11 protein-coding genes are annotated in these 19239 nt (G+C 58.6%); 4 read left to right on the forward strand and 7 right to left on the reverse strand.

The window, feature by feature from the left end; translation table 11 throughout:
• Positions 1-2: 2 nt before the first annotated feature.
• Entirely contained in the window at positions 3-3344 is a 3342-nt protein-coding gene (gene treS, locus ACM1ZW_RS26155) for a maltose alpha-D-glucosyltransferase (RefSeq protein WP_416739669.1), read from the reverse strand.
• Positions 3345-3547: 203 nt separating this feature from the next.
• Positions 3548-5542: an alpha-1,4-glucan--maltose-1-phosphate maltosyltransferase gene (locus tag ACM1ZW_RS26160; protein WP_416739670.1), complete on the reverse strand. Its 1995-nt coding sequence runs from the start codon at positions 5540-5542 to the stop codon at positions 3548-3550.
• Between the two features lie 216 nt (positions 5543-5758).
• Between ACM1ZW_RS26160 and ACM1ZW_RS26165 the strand changes: the two genes are divergently transcribed.
• Positions 5759-5926 carry a hypothetical protein gene (locus ACM1ZW_RS26165; protein ID WP_017338494.1) on the forward strand — a complete coding sequence of 56 codons (168 nt, stop codon included), beginning with the start codon at positions 5759-5761 and terminating at the stop codon, positions 5924-5926.
• A gap of 139 nt (positions 5927-6065) precedes the next feature.
• Here the strand turns inward: ACM1ZW_RS26165 and ACM1ZW_RS26170 are convergent, their stop codons facing one another.
• A complete protein-coding gene (locus ACM1ZW_RS26170; RefSeq protein ID WP_017338493.1) occupies positions 6066-6575 on the reverse strand; it encodes an MgtC/SapB family protein in 510 nt (169 codons plus the stop codon).
• Positions 6576-6697: 122 nt separating this feature from the next.
• Between ACM1ZW_RS26170 and ACM1ZW_RS26175 the strand changes: the two genes are divergently transcribed.
• The 3 genes from ACM1ZW_RS26175 to mapR all read left to right on the forward strand — a co-directional run bounded on the left by ACM1ZW_RS26175 (position 6698) and on the right by mapR (position 10144).
• The gene (locus tag ACM1ZW_RS26175; RefSeq protein ID WP_017338492.1) at positions 6698-6931 is read left to right on the forward strand and encodes a DUF3203 family protein; all 234 of its coding nucleotides are present in this window, start codon (positions 6698-6700) and stop codon (positions 6929-6931) included.
• Between the two features lie 195 nt (positions 6932-7126).
• Positions 7127-8557 (forward strand): cytochrome c oxidase accessory protein CcoG, encoded by a 1431-nt coding sequence (gene ccoG, locus ACM1ZW_RS26180; RefSeq protein WP_416739671.1) that lies wholly within the window; start codon positions 7127-7129, stop codon positions 8555-8557.
• Between the two features lie 177 nt (positions 8558-8734).
• On the forward strand, positions 8735-10144 hold the full coding sequence (gene mapR / locus ACM1ZW_RS26185; protein ID WP_416739672.1) for a GntR family transcriptional regulator MpaR: 1410 nt from the start codon (positions 8735-8737) through the stop codon (positions 10142-10144).
• A 20-nt stretch (positions 10145-10164) separates the two neighbouring features.
• Here mapR and ACM1ZW_RS26190 read toward each other — a convergent pair whose 3' ends face one another.
• The 4 genes from ACM1ZW_RS26190 to ACM1ZW_RS26205 all read right to left on the reverse strand — a co-directional run bounded on the left by ACM1ZW_RS26190 (position 10165) and on the right by ACM1ZW_RS26205 (position 19094).
• Entirely contained in the window at positions 10165-12894 is a 2730-nt protein-coding gene (locus ACM1ZW_RS26190) for an RHS repeat-associated core domain-containing protein (protein ID WP_416739673.1), read from the reverse strand.
• A gap of 288 nt (positions 12895-13182) precedes the next feature.
• Complete coding sequence (locus ACM1ZW_RS26195; RefSeq protein WP_416739674.1) at positions 13183-15954, reverse strand: RHS repeat domain-containing protein; 2772 nt, start codon at positions 15952-15954, stop codon at positions 13183-13185.
• 88 nt (positions 15955-16042) lie between these two features.
• A complete protein-coding gene (locus ACM1ZW_RS26200) occupies positions 16043-16789 on the reverse strand; it encodes an SDR family oxidoreductase (protein ID WP_017338488.1) in 747 nt (248 codons plus the stop codon).
• A gap of 223 nt (positions 16790-17012) precedes the next feature.
• On the reverse strand, positions 17013-19094 hold the full coding sequence (locus ACM1ZW_RS26205; RefSeq protein WP_017338487.1) for a putative bifunctional diguanylate cyclase/phosphodiesterase: 2082 nt from the start codon (positions 19092-19094) through the stop codon (positions 17013-17015).
• Positions 19095-19239 lie beyond the last annotated feature (145 nt).

A 19239-nucleotide genomic window follows, 5' to 3' on the forward strand; every position in this document is an offset into this window, starting at 1 on the left:
GACTACTCTCCACCAAGATCGGAAAAGGGTTTAAGCCCACTCAATAATCCATATAAACCGTGCAATGGCACGGGCAACCAGGTGGGCCGATTTTCTGCTTCATAGGCCACCTCGTACGCCGCTTTTTCCAGACCGAACAACGCCAGCGCGGCGTCCTCGCCTTCCGGATCTTGCCACGCATGAGCAAGACTAGCTGCCGCCAGCCGATAAGCGTCGACAAATGCCTGTTTCGCTTCATTTAAATAGCGTTCCGATACCCGCAGCCGGGCTGCCCGGGCATCGGTGGTGTTATCGACGTTGTGCACGTTGATGGCCATAGCCGCCGCGTAGTCGAACGAGCGCAAGACGCCGCTGACATCCTTGTAGGGGCTGTGCTTGCCGCGCCTTTCGGCCAGGGGCCGCGCCGGTTCGCCTTCGAAGTCGATCAGGTAGGCATCGCCCTTGATCACCAACACTTGCCCCAGGTGCAAGTCGCCATGGACGCGAATCCGCAACCCACCGGTCGCCTTTTTGCCCAGTTCCTGGACGTGGCTGAGGATGGCTTTTTTGTTGTCCAGTAAACGAGTGACCAGGGTTTTGTCCGCCGGGTTCAGTTCGTTTTGATGCTGCTTGAGCAACTTCAGCGCGTGTTCCAGTTGCGCGGCGACATCCTTGGCCGAAGCCAGGGCATCTTTTTGCGTGGTGACTTGCGGGGCGAAGTCCGGGTTGTCCGTGGGCGCTGCCAGCACCTGATGCATTTCCCCCAGACGCTGACCGAGCATCCCGGCGAAGTCGCGCAGTTCGCCGAGGGCGTTGTAATGCTGCTCCTGCTCGGACATGGCATCGGCGAGTTCGTCGCGCAATGCTCGTTCGAGGTTGTTCTGCGTCCATTCCCATGCATCGCCCTGATTGCTCAGATAGCCTTGGGCGATCATCAGCAGGTTGTCTTCGCCCTTGGCATCGCGACGGACCACCGACCCCAGCAATGGAGAGATATTGGCGAAACCCGCATCGGTCAGGTACGCGCTCATTTCCAATTCCGGGTGAACGCCTGAGGCCACCTTGCGGATCAGCTTGAGCACCAGGCTGCTGCCGATCACCACCGAGCTGTTGGACTGCTCGGCCGACAGATAGCGCACTTCCGATTCAGCGCTCAGGCCCAGCTTCGCCAACTCGGCAGTCGGTTCGAAGCGAATCTCGCCGCCATCGGACGGCAGCACAGTGTTGTCCTGCATGCCTTGCAGCACCGCACGGATGAAGTTTTCGAGGCTGAACGCATCCGTGATCAAGCCCACTTGCGGACCTCGTCGCACCCGAGACAGCGCCAGTTGCTGCGGCAACGCGGGGCCCACCTGATCATCCGCAATGAAGCCGAACGGCAATTGGTAACGGCTGGTCTGACCGCCGCTGGTGACTTCGATTTCACTCAGCAGCACCGGATGCAACGCATCACCGAAGCGCACGCCATAGGCCAGGTTGACCTTGTCAATGGCCGCATCCTTGCCGGCGAACCAGCGCCGGTTTTGTAACCAGTTAGGCAGGATGCCCTGTTCCAGCGTGCCGCGAGACGGCGCTTCGAGCAGTTCTTCCATGCGCTTTTTCAGCACCAGGGTGGTGAAGTCCGGCAGGCTTTGCGCCGGTTCTACGTGCCAGCTAGGCATTTGATTCTCCGCTGCGAGTCCGAACCAGTAAAAACCGTAAGGCGCCAGGGTCAGGAGAAAATTCAACTGGCCGATCGGCGGGAACGCGTTACCGCCCAGCATCTCGACCGGCACCATGCCGACGTAGGCCGACAGGTCCAGTTCTGCCGCTTGTGCACTGCGGGACACGTTAGCCACACACAGAATGATCTCGTGCTTGCCATCTGCCCCGGTGAATTCACGGGTGTAAGCCAGAATCCGTCGGTTGCTCGGCGACAGCATTTTCAGTGTGCCGCGTCCGAACGCCTTGGATTGCTTGCGCACGGCGAGCATGCGCCGGGTCCAGTTCAACAATGAATGCGGATCGCCCGCCTGGGTTTCGACGTTGACCGACAGGTAACCGTATTGCGGGTCCATGATCGGTGGCAGCACCAGGCTGGCCGGATCGGCGCGGGAGAAGCCGCCGTTACGGTCGATCGACCATTGCATAGGCGTGCGCACGCCATCGCGGTCACCAAGGTAGATGTTGTCGCCCATGCCGATTTCATCACCGTAATACAGGGTCGGCGTGCCGGGCATCGACAGCAACAGACTGTTCAGCAGCTCCACACGGCGACGGTCGCGTTCCATCAACGGTGCCAGGCGCCGGCGAATCCCCAGGTTGATCCGCGCCCGACGGTCGGCCGCGTAGTAGTTCCACAGGTAGTCACGCTCCTTGTCGGTGACCATCTCCAGGGTCAGCTCATCGTGATTGCGCAGGAAAATGGCCCACTGGCAGTTGGCCGGGATCTCCGGGGTCTGGCGCAGAATGTCGGTGATCGGGAAGCGGTCTTCCTGGGCCAGCGCCATGTACATGCGCGGCATCAACGGGAAGTGGAAGGCCATGTGGCATTCGTCGCCGTTGAGGCCTTTTTTATCGGTGTCACCAAAGTACAGCTGCGTATCTTCCGGCCATTGGTTGGCTTCGGCGAGCAGCATGCGATCTGGGTAATTGGCGTCGATTTCGGCGCGGATCTGCTTGAGGACGTCGTGGGTCTCGGGCAGGTTTTCATTGTTGGTGCCGTCCCGTTCGATCAGGTACGGAATCGCATCCAGCCGCAAACCGTCGATGCCCATGTCGAGCCAGTAGCGCATCACCGACAGCACGGCTTTCATGACTTGCGGGTTATCGAAATTCAGGTCCGGCTGGTGCGAATAGAAACGGTGCCAGAAGTACTGGCCGGCGACCGGGTCCCAGGTCCAGTTGGACTTTTCGGTGTCGAGAAAGATGATGCGGGTGCCGTCATATTTTTGATCGTCATCGGACCAGACGTAAAAGTCCCGCGCCGCCGAACCGGGTTTGGCTTTTCGCGCCCGCTGGAACCAGGCGTGCTGGTCCGAGGTGTGGTTGATGACCAGTTCGGTGATGACCCGCAAGCCACGTTTGTGGGCTTCAGAAATAAAGCGCCTGGCGTCGGCCATGGTGCCGTAATCGGGATGCACGCCACGGTATTCGGCAATGTCGTAGCCATCGTCGCGCCGGGGCGACGGGTAGAACGGCAGGAGCCAGATGGTGTTGACGCCAAGGTCGGCGATGTAATCGAGTTTGGCGATGAGGCCGGGAAAGTCGCCGATCCCGTCATTGTTGGAGTCGAAAAAAGACTTAACGTGAACCTGGTAAATCACTGCGTCCTTGTACCAGAGCGGGTCCTTGATAAAGGTGGCAGCCTTGGGTTTCTTCGCCATTTGAAACTCCTGTTGAATTCAATAAAGCCCCCGCTGAAGCACACGGGCTGCAGAAGAAGGCTCTTTTGTGGCGAGGGCGCGTGCTCCCGCTGGGCTGCGAAGCGGCCCCTGCTTTCGTTCTGACAAACCGCATCCACAGGACTTACGACTGCTTCGCAGCCGAGCAGGAGCAAGCTCCCTCACCAGAAGAGCGGGCAGCCTGTCTAGACAGTGATCCGCCAGATGCCGAACGGTTGATGCGCCGGGTCGATCCGCATGAATTGGTACTTGCCGTGCCACGTCCAGCGATGGCCGCTCATCAAGTCCTCGCCCTGAGTACTGGCGTCGTCGGGCAACCCCATTTCCCACAGCGGTAACTCGAAATTCGCTTCCTGAACGTTATGCGGATCGAGGCTGACCGCGACCAGAATGAAGTTGCTGCCATCCTCGCTGCGTTTGCCGAAATACAGGATGTTGTCGTTCCAGGCGTTGTAGACCTTCAGGCCCAGATGCGTGTGCAACGCAGGGTTCTGCCGGCGAATGCGGTTGAGCTGCGCGATCTCGGCAATGATGTTGCCCGGCGCGTTGAAGTCCCTGGGGCGGATTTCGTACTTCTCGGAGTTGAAGTATTCCTCCTTCCCAGGCACGGGTGCGGCTTCACAAAGCTCGAAACCTGAATACATGCCCCACAGCCCGGAGCCCATGGTTGCCAGGGCCGCACGGATCAGAAAGCCGGCGCGTCCGGACTCGTGCAGAAACGCCGGGTTGATGTCCGGTGTATTGACGAAGAAATTCGGCCGGTAGCATTCGCGCCACGGCGACTCGTTCAACTCGGTGAAGTACGTCGACAGTTCGTACTTGGTGTTGCGCCAGGTGAAGTAGGTGTAGCTCTGCGAATAACCGACCTTGCCCAGGCGCGCCATCATCGCCGGCGTGGTGAAGGCTTCGGCGAGGAAGATCACTTCCGGGTACAGCGCCCGCACATCGGCGATCAGCCACTGCCAGAACGGCAGCGGTTTAGTGTGCGGGTTGTCGACGCGAAAGATCTTCACGCCCTCCTCGACCCAGCCGACCACGATGTCGCGCAATTCGACCCAGAGGCTGGGGATCGCGTCAGCGGCATAGAAGTCGACGTTGACGATATCCTGATATTTCTTCGGCGGGTTCTCGGCGTATTTGATCGTGCCGTCCGGGCGCCAGTTGAACCAGCCGGGATGCTGTTTGAGCCACGGATGATCCTGGGAACACTGAATGGCGAAGTCGAGTGCGATTTCCAGGCCATGGTCGGCTGCTGCGGCTACCAACCGACGGAAGTCTTCGCGGGTGCCCAGTTCCGAGTGAATCGCCTCATGCCCGCCCTCTTCACTGCCGATGGCATACGGGCTGCCTGGATCGTCGGGGCCGGCGGTGAGGGAGTTGTTCGGGCCTTTGCGGTAGCTGCGTCCGATCGGGTGGATCGGCGGAAAGTACAGCACATCAAACCCCATGTCCTGAATCATCGGCAGCCGCGAATGCACGTCGTTAAATGTGCCATGACGGGCCGGATCGTCGGTGATCGAGCGCGGAAACAACTCATACCAACTGGCGAACTGGGCGATCTCACGTTCGACGTCCAGCGGATACTCGGGGCTGAAGCTCAAATAGGCGCGGTGATCGGCCTGAGACATCAGGTCGGCGCTGCGCTGGTGCAGAAACAGCGCCACCTGCTCGATTTCGAGCAACCCGGCCAGTTCGTGGTGCAGCGCTGCCAGCCCTTCACTCAGTTGGCCTTCGGAGCGTTCGGCTGCCTGTTGAACCAGGGTGCGACCTTCCTGCAGCTCAAGACTGACGGGCACACGGGCCGAGTGCTTCTTCTCCAGCTCATAGCAGAAGCTGGCGAACTGATCGATCCAGGCCTCGATGCAGAACACATAACGGCCCTGACGCGAGACGCGGAATTGGCCTTGATACCCGTTATTGCCCAGCTCACCCATGACTTCGCTTTGCCAGGCGTCATCATCGGCAGCGCGCCAGCGAACCCGCACGGCCAGTTTGTCGTGCCCGTCGGCGAAGACTTTACTCGTGACCACCACGTCTTGCCCGATCACGGCTTTAGCGGCGAATTGCCCGCCATCCAGGGTCGGCATGGTGTTTTCAATGGCGATGCGCGGCAGCAACAAGGCCTGCGACAACGGCATATGAGGGTTGTAGTTCAGCTCTGTCGGTTTTTCTGCAGTCATCGAGCATCTCTCCTTTACGCCCCATGGACGCTCTTGTACCTGATCGTCGTTCGCGCAAGGCCAGCGGCCCCGGAATGAACTCACTTAGGTTCCGAGCGACAGGCTTCGGTAAAGTTCACGTGGATTTGCCCGCATCTGCGGTGGAATCAATTCGTATGCAAAGAGGTCAATCCACTTAAGCACGACTTGCGCCATCTGCCACTGGAGGCTTCAACGATGAGTATTCCAATCCCGGCTGAAACACCCGATCCAAACATCGACACCCCGACGATTCCTCCCACCGAGCCGCCGCCGGTGCCCGAGCAGGAGCCGCCGGGGACTACCCCGCCGCCGCGGGAAGATCCGCCGGAGACGATGCCGCCGGTGATCGTTGCCCCCGAGTAAAGTGGCGAGGGAGCTTGTCGGAACGCCGCACCATCCCCTTCGGCTGCGCAGCGGTCGTGATTTTTTGGAGGAGCTTCTCACCCCAGCGGGAGCAAGCTCCCTCCCCACACAAGCTACTCCGCCACAAATGCGCCGTCCGTCAGGGTTTATCTTCCTGCTCGTTTTTCTCAAGCAACTTAACGATCCTCGGCATCACACTGAAAATCGCCAACGCCAGCAACGTACTGAACACCGCCGTCGCCTCACGCCCCAACCCGGCGGAAACACCAATCGCCGCTGTCAACCACAACCCGGCGGCGGTGGTCAGGCCTTTCACGTGGCCCTCATCGCCTTCCTGGTTTTTAAGGATGGTCCCGGCACCGAGGAAGCCGATCCCGGCGATCACCCCTTGCACCACGCGACTCATGGCATCGGCCTGAGAGCCGGACATCTGCGGCACCAACACAAACAGCGCGGCACCGAGCGCCACCAGCATGTGCGTACGCACACCGGCGGCCTTGCCCTTGTGCTCGCGTTCAAAACCGAGAATCCCGCCCAACACGGCGGCCATCAGCAGTCTTACCGTGATACGTGTCAGTTGTGAGGCATCGCCAATGTCAGCGAACTCCGCTTGCAGCGTCACCCAAACTTCATGCCACCAGGCGTCCATGGTGCATTCCCTGTAAATGATCGATAGAGGATGGACCGCGCCGACCATTAATCGGTTGCACAGAACGATGGCCGCCTGTTGAGCCCTAACCTTGTATAACCCGCAGAAAAAAGGACCTCTCCATGACAGTGCGCATCGAAAACAAGACCTGCTTTTTCACCACCGAGAACGGCGAGGAAATCCGCCTGTGCCCGGATGTGACCATCGTCACCGACCCCGAGAAAGCAATGTCGGCAGTCGATATCAACGGCCAGCACATCTACATCACCGAAGCAGAAGCCGATGCATTGACCGTAGCAGGTGCGGTGGACGGTCGCCGGCATTTGAAGGCCACGGACAGTGATTCGGTGATTTGACTGACCCGGATCAATACGACCCGCGGGCGTCTGTAATAGCGCCCGTAGGCCCGTTGCCGCAGGTGCTTCAAGTTGTCGCACGTAGCGGCTAAGCGCTCATCTGATCCGCTTTTTATTGCGATACCTGAGTCTGTTATGCAAACAGATCGACGCTCATAGTGACCTGGCCTGATGGAGGCTGATGAGCGTATGACCATGAGCGAAAGAATCCCCGTCCGAACTATAGAAAGTGTCCCGTTAGTCAGCAGCTATGAGCCTTCGCGTCCAAAGATGAAGGCCAAATCCAGCGACAACCTGATCCACACCCGCAGCTTCACCGGCCTGTTCCGCACCCTGCGCATGAGCGGTGCGGGCTTTCTGTTCCTGCTGTTCTTCGGCACGGTGTGGCTGAACTGGGGCGGCCGCCAGGCGGTGCTCTGGGATCTTTCTGAAAGCAAATTCCACATCTTCGGTGCGACCTTCTGGCCACAGGACTTCATCCTCCTGTCGGCATTGCTGATCATTGCGGCGTTCGGCCTGTTTGCGATCACCGTGTTTGCCGGACGCGTCTGGTGCGGCTACACCTGCCCACAGAGCTCCTGGACGTGGATCTTCATGTGGTGCGAGAAGATCACCGAAGGTGAACGCAACCAGCGGATCAAACTGCAAGCCGCGCCCTGGGGCCCGAACAAATTGATGCGCCGCGCGGCCAAGCACACCTTGTGGCTGGCGATCAGTTTGCTGACCGGCCTGACCTTCGTCGGCTACTTCACACCGATCCGCCCGCTGGCCGAAGAACTGCTGACCTTGCAGATCGGCGGCGTCAGTCTGTTCTGGGTGCTGTTCTTCACCGGCGCCACGTACATCAACGCCGGTTGGCTTCGTGAGGCGGTGTGCATGCACATGTGCCCGTATGCACGGTTCCAGAGCGTGATGTTCGACAAAGACACCCTGACCATCTCCTACGACGTCGCCCGTGGCGAAAACCGTGGCCCGCGCAAACGTGACGTGAAACCTGCCGAAGTCGGCCTTGGTGATTGCATCGATTGCCAGCTCTGCGTGCAGGTGTGCCCGACCGGCATCGACATTCGCGATGGTCTGCAAATGGAGTGCATCGGGTGCGCCGCGTGTATCGACGCCTGTGATTCGATCATGGACAAAATGGGCTACGCCCGCGGCCTGATCAGCTACACCTCCGAACACGAGTTGCAAGGTGGCAAGACCCACCTGCTGCGACCACGGCTGATCGGCTACACCGCGGTGTTGCTGGTGATGATCGGTGCGCTCGCCCTGGCCCTCGTCGAACGGCCGATGGTCTCGCTGGACGTCAGCAAGGACCGTGGCCTGTTCCGCGAGAACAGTCTGGGGCAGATCGAAAACATCTACAGCTTGAAGGTCATCAACAAGACCCAGCAACGCCAGGACTACCGTTTGGCCCTGGTCGATGGCGACGGCTTCCAGTTGCAAGGCAAGACCGAACTGAGCCTGGCGCCCGGCGAGATTGTTGACGTGCCGGTGTCCGTGGCGATGACTACGGAACGGCCGAGCAGCAGTTCGCAGAGCATCGGCTTCAAGATTGTCGACAGCGATGAGCCTGACATTTATAGCGTCGCGGACAGCCGCTTTGTTGCGCCGATGAACCGTTGAGCCTTTAAGATGCAGTGCTTGTGAGATGCGGTCCTCTGTGGCGAGGGAACTTGCTCCCGCTGGGGTGCGAAGCGCCCCCAAGATCTACGAAAGATCTACGACTGCTACGCAGCCGAGCGGGAGCAAGCTCCCTCGCCACATCAGTGCACTAACCGAACAATTCCAACCGGGCCTTAGATGAAACGCTACGAAAAATTCGCCGATGACATCGCTGAACTGATCCGCTCCGGCGTCCTTGGCCCCGGCCAGCGCGTGCCGTCGGTGCGCTACGCCAGCCAGACCTACGGCGTCAGCCCGTCCACGGTGTTCCAGGCCTACTACCTGCTCGAACGTCGTGGCCTGATCCGCGCCCGTCCGCGCTCCGGTTATTTCGTCAACACCCATGCACCGAGCCCGTTTTCGGAGCCGGTGATCAGCAGCCAGGTCAACGAATCCACCGAAGTCGATGTCAGCGAACTGGTGTTCTCGGTGCTCGACTCGATCAAGGACCCCAACACCGTACCGTTCGGTTCCGCGTTCCCCAGCCCTACCCTGTTTCCCCTGCAACGATTGTCCCGTTCCCTGGCCAGTGCCGCCCGGGACATGGACCCGCGCATGGTCGTCACCGACATGTCGCCGGGCAACCCGCAACTGCGTCGACAAATCGCCCTGCGCTACATGGTCGGCGGCCTGATGCTGCCCATGGAAGAACTGCTGATCACCAACGGCGCACTGGAAGCGCTGAACCTGTGCCTGCAAGCCGTCACCGAACCCGGCGACCTGGTGGCCATCGAAGCCCCGGCGTTCTACGCCTGCCTGCAAATCCTCGAACGGTTGAAGCTCAAGGCTGTGGAAATCCCCGTGCACCCGCGCGACGGCATCGACCTCGGCGTGCTCGCGCAAACCCTGGAGCGCCACCCGATCAAGGCCTGCTGGTGCATGACCAGTTTCCAGAACCCCATGGGTGCGACCATGCCCGAAGCGAAAAAGCGTGAATTGGTGGAATTGTTGCGTAGCCACCAGGTGCCGCTGATCGAGGACGATGTCTACGCCGAACTCTATTACGGGCAACAGGCGCCGAAACCGGCCAAGGCGTTCGATACCGAAGGGTTGGTGATGCATTGCGGCTCGTTCGCCAAAAGCCTCGCACCGGGTTATCGCATCGGCTGGGTAGCTGCCGGGCGCTATGCACAGAAGATTGAGCGACTGAAACTCATGACCTCACTGTGCGCGTCGATGCCAGCTCAGGCGGCCATTGCCGATTACCTGCAACATGGCGGCTACGACCGGCATTTGCGTAAATTGCGTTATGCGCTGGAAGAGCAGCAGAGTGCGATGCTGGCGGCGATTGCGCGCTACTTTCCGGCGCAGACCCGCGTCAGTCAGCCGGCTGGCGGCTACTTTTTATGGCTGGAACTCCCGGCGCAGATGGATTCATTGAAGTTATTTCAGATGGCGTTGGCGCAGGGGATCAGCATTGCGCCGGGGCCGATCTTTTCGCCGGCGCAGCGGTTCAGGAATTGTATTCGGTTGAATTATGGGAGCCCTTGGGATGAGGCTTCGGAAAAGGCGATGGAGACGTTGGGGCGAATTGTAAGGTCGTTTTGACAGTGACAAATGCCGTCTAACTATTGGTGCAATGAAAGCTGAGCACTGCGGCTTGATCTTTCTCGGCTTATCGCATTAGAGAAAGCCGCTAGCGTATCGGCGTTATTAAGAGCCATGTGCGTCCTAAGCGCCGGGTTTTCTTTAAAACGTTTGAATGCCTCATCCATATTATCGGCTTCGGCGGCCAATAAGAAATATCGCCGGGTTCCAGATTTAATATTACGCTCATCAGCATCCACGCCACTCATCATATTTTTCGACGCAGCCTCCATTGCTATGTATTGTAGTTCGTCCACTACGTAACGATCACCGCTTATTGTGAGAACGCCGTTTAATTCATCACCAATCGGAACACTTAAATACCACCAGTCTTCAGACCGCAATGTTTTACTGCGATGTGTCAGCTCATGAATTAATACATGACTATTGCTTTCCACTGTTCCGCGCGCAATAAAATATGAGTTGAAGTATATTTTTCGCCGCCTATCATTGGGCAAAACAAACGCCCAAGACTTGCTCAAACTTTCAGCATCAGAAAAAGCTACCATTTTTTCTGGTTTGTCTTGCAGCTCGCGAATATCGTTTAGAATTTCACGATAGCCTTGCACGAGCCTGTCAATATCATCAGAGTCAACTGCACCAAAGTAATCATTAATAAGGCCCCTATCAAAGTCTCCGCCTTCCAGCTCTGCCACGACATCTTCCAATACCTTCTCAGACCTATAAAAAGCTTCAATCAATGCGTTTGCCAGTTGCGGAAGGTGCTTTCTAATATTCTTCATTCCTCGCTGTTCGATCAAAACATGGTCGTCTTTATTCCGCTCGATCATTCGATCACTTATCCACGCCAGAATCGAAAACTTTCCTTGTTGGTCCACATACTTAATAGGATTATTTCTGACAAAACGATAAAAGTTCAGACCATCCACATTCCCTGCCGAGTCCGGACTCAACCAGCGCTGCAACCACGTCGCGTAATAACGCGCGCCATAGTAATAAAGCCCCGTCGCATCTCGCTCCTTGCCAGAATAACGCACAGTCTTGTAACTGGTTTCTACCTCATGCCGCCCCGCCAGCCATGCCGTGCCGCCAAACGGGTAATACACTTCCTGGCTGATCGGTTTCGCCTGCGCATCCACTTCAATCGCACTCGACCCCAGGTGATCGTCGAAGCAGTAACGCAACTGATCGTTTTCCACGCCGTCGGGCGGCGGGCTGTCCCAATGCAGCAGCCGCACGGAACAACGCCCGGCCTGAACATTGAGGACCTGCAACTGCTCACCCGTGGCGCTGTTGGTGTGCAGTTCGATACCCGGCAGGTAATGTACTTCGGCTGTATGGGTAATGGAGTGCGCCGCAGCGCTGCGCCATTTGCGCAGACGCATGCCTTCAGCATCGTAAATGTAGCGCTCCCAATCATCGGCGGCAGCGATCCGGGTTACCTGGGTGACCTGGGCCAATTCATTGCGACCATTCCACTGCAACGCCTGACCCGGTTGCAGCTCCAGCAAATTGCCACGAACATCGAACAGCGCCTCCAAATCCGCGCCCGGTCGATCTTTGATGCTGCGATTGCTGTGCTCCGCCACCCGCATGATCAACGTGTCGTTCTCGGCACCGAGATGAGTGCGCTCCAGCAGATTACCCGCGGCATCATGGTGATAGGTTTCGCTGTAGTTGCGCCAACGGCTGGCATCGGGCGGGCCGAAGGCTTGCCACTCGGGTAATGCGGGACCGAATGAGGGCTTGGCGGTTTCCCAGCCAGTGGCTTTGATCAGTTGATTCAACGTGTCGTAGGTGAAGCGGCGGACCGGTTCGATGCGCTGGTTGGCGAAATACTGGATCGGTAACGCGGCGTCGGTGATTTCGGTGATGTTGCCCGCCGGGTCATAGCGGTAGCTCAGGTTTTGCAAAAACATGCCGTCCGGGCCTTGATTGGCCAGCGACAGCAGATGCCCATCGGCCGGGTCATAACTGGAAACGGTGCGCATGCCGTTGCCGGCGAGTTCCTGCTGAACCTGTCCGAGTGCGCTGTACTCGAGGGCGCTGACCAGCGTTTCGGCGGCAGGTTGTCCGGCCCGTCGCAGGCGAACTTCGCGCAGCTGGCCGGCCCGATCATGGGCGAAGTGGCGGACGTGGCCTTTAGCATCGGTCTGGCTCAGCGCCTCACCGGTGACCGCGAAGTGCCAGGCAGACTGCGAACCGTCACCCGGCTCCAGCAAGCTGTCGCGTTCAGTCTCGGCGAAGGGCCAGTCCGGCGGATCCAGGCTGTCGAGGAAATGTCGGACTTCGGCCAGTACTGCGCCTGTCAGCCCATACTCAGGGAGCAATCGGCTGCCCGCCGGATCATCGTGTCGCACCGGTTGGCCGCAGCGATTGTGCCGCGCATCGTCGGGCGAAGAACTGCCCCAGGTGATCCGCTCGGTACGGCGCGCAGGCTCGTCGGAAAAGTGCTCGACTATCGCCACCGGTCGCAGCGACGAGTCATGCTCGGTTTGACGATGCCAGCCTCGCTGATCCCATGCCTCAAGCGCCTGCCCCGCAGCGCCAGACAAACTCAGCTGCCAGCCCGCATCGACGCTGTCGCTGCACAGACTCTGGCCTGACAAGCTGAAGAAAGTAGACAGATTGGGGGGCACCGCAGCACCCGACTGCATCAACGCAAACAACCGGGGATCCCGCTGTTCAGTGAGCCAGCCCGCTGCATCGTGAAGCTGGTGCGTGACCCGCGCTTCAACAGGATCACCCACATCGCGTCGATAATAAGCCACTGCACGAACGGGCAGCCCGCGTGACTCAATGGCACTTATTGACGGTGTGAAACTGTGCAAATCGTGGCACTCAACGATGGAGAGGCCACTCGCAATCTAGGCGCGTCGGGGACCAACGTCTACTGTCAATAATGACAGTAGACGTTGGTCCCCGTTGATCAGAGGTTGGAATGCTAGAGCAGATAAACTCGCTGTGGCGGATTGTGCGGTATTTTTGAGCAGTCCTTGAATAATCTCCAAGGCAAGACACTCATTGAGTCGCGCCATTTAAATAGCCGGAGCCATAATATAACTCGCGTAGTTATCAGGATTTCTAAATGCCATTTTTGTTCGAAGCGCAGGAGTTTTTTTGAAACTCTCTAATGCTTCATCAATGGATGCGCCCCCCGCAACGTTTACAAAGTCATCTTGAACGCTAGGATCGATATCGTCTATTACAATATTTGTTGTCGTCATCATTCTTTTCGACATGCTTGCCATGGCCGCATTTTTCGAGGCTTTTAAGTCAACGTTTCCGCTGACAAGTTTGGCGCCAGCATAGTCGCTAGATGTCGGCACCAAATACCATAAGTCTTTTTGAGCACTTATAACTTTGCTTTGATGAATGCGCTCATGAATAATAATAAAAGCTAACTCTTCTGTCGGAGCACTTGTGAAGAACTGATTGTTTACGTATATTTTTTCTCTTCTATCGCCAGGAATGACAAATGCGGCGGTATCTGCGTAGTCGCCATCGACATCGTCGAAAACGACAATTTTTTCAGAGATGTCAGTAATTCGCTTAAGTCCTGATAATGCTTCTTTGTAAACCTTGATTAACTGATCAGTATTGCTGCCACCTTCAACTCCGAAGTGTGCGTTCAGTTTTTCTCGATCATGGCTACCATTTTTCAACTCCTCCACACTTCGACTCAAACCCTCTACTGCTAATTTAAGCGCTTCTTTTAGTTTGCTAGCCAAAAGTGGCAGGTGAAGACTGATGTTCGCCATTCCTCTATGCTTGACAATGTCAGGAATTCCGATTTTCTGTTCGAACATAACATCATATTCGGCAGCTGAAATTGGGGCGTATCCGTCGGGATCAAAAAATACAAGCGGCCTATTGTTTACAAAATCATAAAAATTTAACGCATCTATATCCCCCGCGGGATCTGGACTCAGCCACCGCTGTAACCATGGCGCGTAAAAACGCGCGCCATAGTAATAAAGCCCCGTCGCATCTCGTTCCTTGCCCGAGTAACGGATAGTCTTGTAACTGCTTTCCACCTCCTGCCGCCCCGCCAGCCACGCCGTGCCGCCAAACGGGTAATACACTTCCTGGCTCATCGGTTTCGCCTGCGCATCCACTTCAATCGCACTCGACCCCAGGTGATCGTCGAAGCAGTAACGCAGTTGGTCGTTTTCCACGTCATCGGGGGGCGGACTGTCCCAATGCAGCAGCCGCACCGTACAGCGCCCCACCTGAACACTGATAACCTGCAACCGCTCACCCGTGGCACTGTTGGTGTGCAACTCGATACCCGGCAGGTAGCGCACTTCGGCTGTGTGGATGACGGATTTAGCTGCAGCGCTGCGCCATTTGCGCAGACGCATGCCTTCAGCATCGTAAACGTAGCGCTCCCAATCATCGGCGGCAGCGATCCGGGTTACTTGGGTGACCTGGGCCAATTCATTGCGACCATTCCACTGCAACGCCTGACCCGGTTGCAGCTCCAGCAAATTGCCACGAACATCGAACAGCGCCTCCAGATCCGCACCCGGTCGATCTTTGATACTGCGATTGCTGTGCTCCGCCACCCGCATGATCAACGTGTCGTTCTCGGCACCGAGATGAATGCGCTCCCGCAGATTGCCGGCCTCGTCATAGTGATAGGTTTCGCTGTAGTTGCGCCAACGGCTGGCATCGGGCGGGCCGAAGGCTTGCCACTCGGGTAATGCGGGACCGAATGAGGGCTTGGCGGTTTCCCAGCCGGTGGCTTTGATCAGTTGATTCAACGTGTCGTAGGTGAAGCGACGGACCGGTTCGATGCGCTGGTTGGCGAAATACTGGATCGGTAACGCGGCGTCGGTGATTTCGGTGATGTTGCCCGCCGGGTCATAGCGGTAGCTCAGGTTTTGCAAAAACACGCCGTCCGGGCCTTGATTGGCCAGCGACAGCAGATGCCCATCGGCCGGGTCATAACTGGAAACGGTGCGCATGCCGTTGCCGGCGAGCTCCTGCTGAACCTGTCCGAGCGCGCTGTACTCGAGGGCGCTGACCAGCGTTTCGGCGGCAGGTTGTCCGGCCCGTTGCAGGCGAACTTCGCGCAGCTGGCCGGCCCGATCATGGGCGAAGTGTCGGACGTGGCCTTTGGCATCGGTCTGGCTCAGCGCCTCGCCAGTGGCTGCGAAGTGCCAGGCAGAACTCGAACCGTCATCCGGCTCCAGCAAGCTGTTGCGTTCAGCCTCCGCAAGGGGCCAGTCAGGCGGAGCCAGGCTGTCGAGGAAATGTCGGACTTCGGCGAGGACCACACCCGACAGCCCGTACTCGGGGAGCAATCGGCTCCCCGCCGGATCATCCTGTCGCACCGGTTGGCCGCAGCGATTGTGCCGCGCATTGTCCGTCGAAGAACTGCCCCAGGTGATCCGCTCGGCACAGAGCTCGGCTTCGTCGACGCTGTGCTCGAAGATTGCCACCGGTCGCAGCAACGCATCAACTTCGGTGCGGCGGTGCCAGCCTCGCTGATCCCACGCTTCAATGGGCTGCCCGGCCGCACCGGGCAAACTCAGTTGCCAGCCGGCATCGACGCTGTCGCTGCACAGTGGCTGGCCGGAAAGGCTTGGGATGCTGACCAGATTCGGCGGCACCGCGACGCCGGACTGCGCCAGGGCAAACAAGCGAGGATCGCGCTGTTCAGTGAGCCGACTCGCCGCGTCATAAAGCTGGTGCGTGACTCGCGTCACCACCGCTTCGCCGGCGACGCGTCGATAATAGGCCAGGGCACGGACAAGTAAACCGCGGGGCTCAATGACACTGATTGATGGCGTATGGTTGTACAAGTCGTGGCGCTCACCGATGAGAGGCCACTCGTAATTTAGGTGCGCGAGCTATCGACGTCTACTGTCACAAATGACAGTAGACAGCCATTCAGCGCCCACCACCAAGATCAACAAACGTGCCGGTCGCGTAAGAAGCCTTGTCCGACAACAACCACACAATCGCCTCAGCCACTTCATCCGGCCGGCCCCCGCGCGCCATCGGGATCGCCGATTCCAGTTTGCTGACCCGGTCCGGATCGCCGCTCAGCGCATGGAAATCGGTGTAGATGTAACCGGGGCGCACGGCATTGACCCGAATGCCTTCGCCCGCCACTTCCTTGGACAGGCCGATGGTAAACGTGTCGAGCGCGCCTTTGGACGACGCGTAATCCACGTACTCATTTGGCGCTCCCAGGCGCGAGGCGACCGAAGATACGTTGACGATACTGCCGCCCTGCCCGCCGTGTTTCGGCGACATGCGCAGCACGGCGTGCTTGGCGCAGAGGATCGGCGCCAGGACGTTGGTCTTGAGGGTTTTGAGAATGCGGAACTCGGACATTTCGTCGACGCGGGATTTGTGCCCCACGGTCCCGGCATTATTGACCAGCGCGGTCACCCGGCCCAGTTCGGCGTCAACGCGGTTGAACAGCCCGATCACTTCGTCTTCGATACTAACGTCGGCTCGTACCGCGATGGCCTGGGCACCGAGGGCGCGTACTTGCTCAAGCACGCGGTGCGCCGCCTCTTCGTCGGATTGATAGTTGATGCAGATCCGATAGCCCTGTGCGGCGGCCAACAAGGCTGTGGCGGCGCCGATGCCGCGGCTGCCGCCGGTGATGACGATGACTTTGTCCATGCGAGCGTTTCCCCCGTTAAAGCGTTTGCAGTCGGGGCCAAGAATAACCGCCATTGGCGGGTTTTGCATGGGGTCTGTGGTTGTCCTGTGGCGAGGGAGCTTGCTCCCGCTGGGCTGCGCAGCAGCCCCAAAGCCTTGCGTCGCAGTGCATCAGTTAACCGCATACATTGTTTTACGACTGCTGCGCAGTCGAGCGGGAGCAAGCTCCCTCGCCACAGAGGGGTCAACTTACCGCCAACCGCTCCCCGCGAAGAATATCCACCATGAAGCGCTCCGCCGGCAGCGGATGCCCCAACAGATAGCCCTGCAACGAGTCGCAACCGAGTTGAGTCAGGAAATCCTGCTGCACATCGGTTTCCACACCTTCGGCAACGATGCGCAAATCCAGCGCCTGGCCGAGGGCGACGATGGCGGAAACGATGGCCGCGTCGTCGCTGTCACGTTCCAGGTCGCGAACAAACCCCCGGTCGATTTTCAGTTCGTTGGCCGGCAGGCGCTTGAGGTACATCAGGCTGGAATAGCCGGTTCCAAAGTCGTCAATCGACAGGTCGACCCCCATCTCCGAGAGTTCGTTAAGCACCATCATGCTCGCATCGGCATCGCTCATGGCGGTGGTTTCGGTGATTTCCAGGGTCAGGCTGTTGGCCGGCAAATGATGCGTAGCCAACGCCTTGGCGACACTCTGGACCAGGCCAGCGTGGCAGAACTGCAAAGCCGACAGATTCACGGCGATGCGCCAGTCGGTGTAACCGAGCACGTACCATTCGCGCATTTGCCGGCAGGCTTCGTTGAGCACCCAATCGCCGATCGGGATGATCAGGCCGGTCTTCTCCGCCAGTTCGATGAACTTGTCCGGCAGCAGCATGCCCTGCGTCGGGTGCACCCAGCGCAACAACGCCTCGGCGCCGACAGGCCGGCCGTTGCCGGCATCGAATTTTGGCTGGTAGTAGAGGCAGAATTCTTGCTGTTCCACTGCATTGCGCAGGTCTTGCAGCAATTGCAGCTGTTTGCGCGCGTTGCTGTTCATCGAGGCGTCGAAGAAGCTGTAGCCGTTTTTGCCCGCGCCCTTGGCGTGATACATCGCCGCGTCGGCGTTCATCAGCAGTTCTTCGCAGGTCTGGCCGTTTCCCGGATAAAGGGCGATGCCGACACTGGCGGATATTTGCAAATCATGTTCAGCAACGCGAAACGAGCGCGCGATCAGCCCGACTTGCCGCGCCGCCAGATTCAGTGCGTCATGTTCATCAGCCAGTTGCACCAACAGCACGAACTCATCGCCACCAATCCGCGCCAGCGTGTCCTGGCTACGCAAGTCCTCACGCAGGCGCAGTGCGACTTCGCGCAGCAACTGGTCCCCCATGTGATGGCCGAATGCATCATTGACCGGCTTGAAACCGTCCAGATCGATGAACATCAAGGCAAAACAACCGCCTTGCTCCTGCACTCTCGACATGGCCTGGTCGATACGGTCAGCCAGCAACACCCGATTTGGCAGACCGGTCAGGGTGTCGTGCAGCGCCAGTTGGGTGAGTTCGCGATTAGCCTCTGTCAGCGAATGGGCCAGCTCGGCGGTGCGAGCCTCCAGGCGCGCATCGAGAATCGAGGTGAGCAAGGCAATGCTCAGCACCGCCATCGTAGTGATCAGTACCAGGCTGTCCAGGCCCTTGCCGTTCAAACCGTTGATCGCCGCGCCACAAAAACTGCCGTCTGGAAAACGCGCAGCGGCCATGGCGGTGTAGTGCATACCGACAATGGCAATGCCCATGATCACCGCCGCGCCGCCTCGAAGCAGACTGACAGAAGGCGTGTGCCGGCGCAGGCGGAAGGCGATCCATAATGCAGCGCCCGAGGCGCCGACGGCGATGAGCAAAGAGGCGCCGAACAATGTCGGGTCGTAATCGATACCCGGTTGCATGCGCATGGCCGCCATGCCGGTGTAGTGCATGGCGCTGATGCCAGCCCCCATCACCAGCGCCCCGAACGCCAGTTGCCAGCCCGGCAGTTGTGGCTGGCTGACCAGCCACAGGGCAAAGCCGCAGGACAGAATGGCGGTCAGCAGCGACAGGGCCGTCAGGGTAACGTCGTAGCCGAGGTCAATCGGCAGTTCAAACGCGAGCATGCCGATGAAATGCATCGACCACACGCCGATGCCCATCGCCAAAGCGCCGCCGGCCGTCCACAAATGCACGGCACGGCCTTTGGCCGTGGCGATGCGCCCGGTCATGTCGAGCGCGGTGTAGGACGCGAGAATCGCCACAAAAAGCGAGATGATAACCAGCGTGGGGGAATAGCTACCGATGAGCATGGGACTTCTCGTGACGACCCGCCGTACTGCTTCCATTCTCGGGGGACAAATCCGGCGATTGTACTGATTGCATGAAAGAACGCACTGACAAAATTAGCAAAAGGCCATCAACCCGATGAAACGCTTGTTTGATTGCTGGCGATGA

The sequence above is a fragment of the Pseudomonas sp. NFX71 genome (assembly GCF_048079215.1).
Lineage (GTDB): Bacteria > Pseudomonadota > Gammaproteobacteria > Pseudomonadales > Pseudomonadaceae > Aquipseudomonas > Aquipseudomonas fluorescens_B.

Bases quoted from the DNA above. Each gene is read 5' to 3' on its own strand.
- ccoG (WP_416739671.1), top strand. From the start codon at position 7,127: ATGAGCGAAAGAATCCCCGTCCGAACTATAGAAAGTGTCCCGTTAGTC.
- ACM1ZW_RS26160 (WP_416739670.1), bottom strand. From the start codon at position 5,542: ATGACTGCAGAAAAACCGACAGAGCTGAACTACAACCCTCATATGCCG.
- mapR (WP_416739672.1), top strand. From the start codon at position 8,735: ATGAAACGCTACGAAAAATTCGCCGATGACATCGCTGAACTGATCCGC.
- ACM1ZW_RS26205 (WP_017338487.1), bottom strand. From the start codon at position 19,094: ATGCTCATCGGTAGCTATTCCCCCACGCTGGTTATCATCTCGCTTTTT.
- treS (WP_416739669.1), bottom strand. From the start codon at position 3,344: ATGGCGAAGAAACCCAAGGCTGCCACCTTTATCAAGGACCCGCTCTGG.
- ACM1ZW_RS26165 (WP_017338494.1), top strand. From the start codon at position 5,759: ATGAGTATTCCAATCCCGGCTGAAACACCCGATCCAAACATCGACACC.
- ACM1ZW_RS26170 (WP_017338493.1), bottom strand. From the start codon at position 6,575: ATGGACGCCTGGTGGCATGAAGTTTGGGTGACGCTGCAAGCGGAGTTC.
- ACM1ZW_RS26175 (WP_017338492.1), top strand. From the start codon at position 6,698: ATGACAGTGCGCATCGAAAACAAGACCTGCTTTTTCACCACCGAGAAC.
- ACM1ZW_RS26200 (WP_017338488.1), bottom strand. From the start codon at position 16,789: ATGGACAAAGTCATCGTCATCACCGGCGGCAGCCGCGGCATCGGCGCC.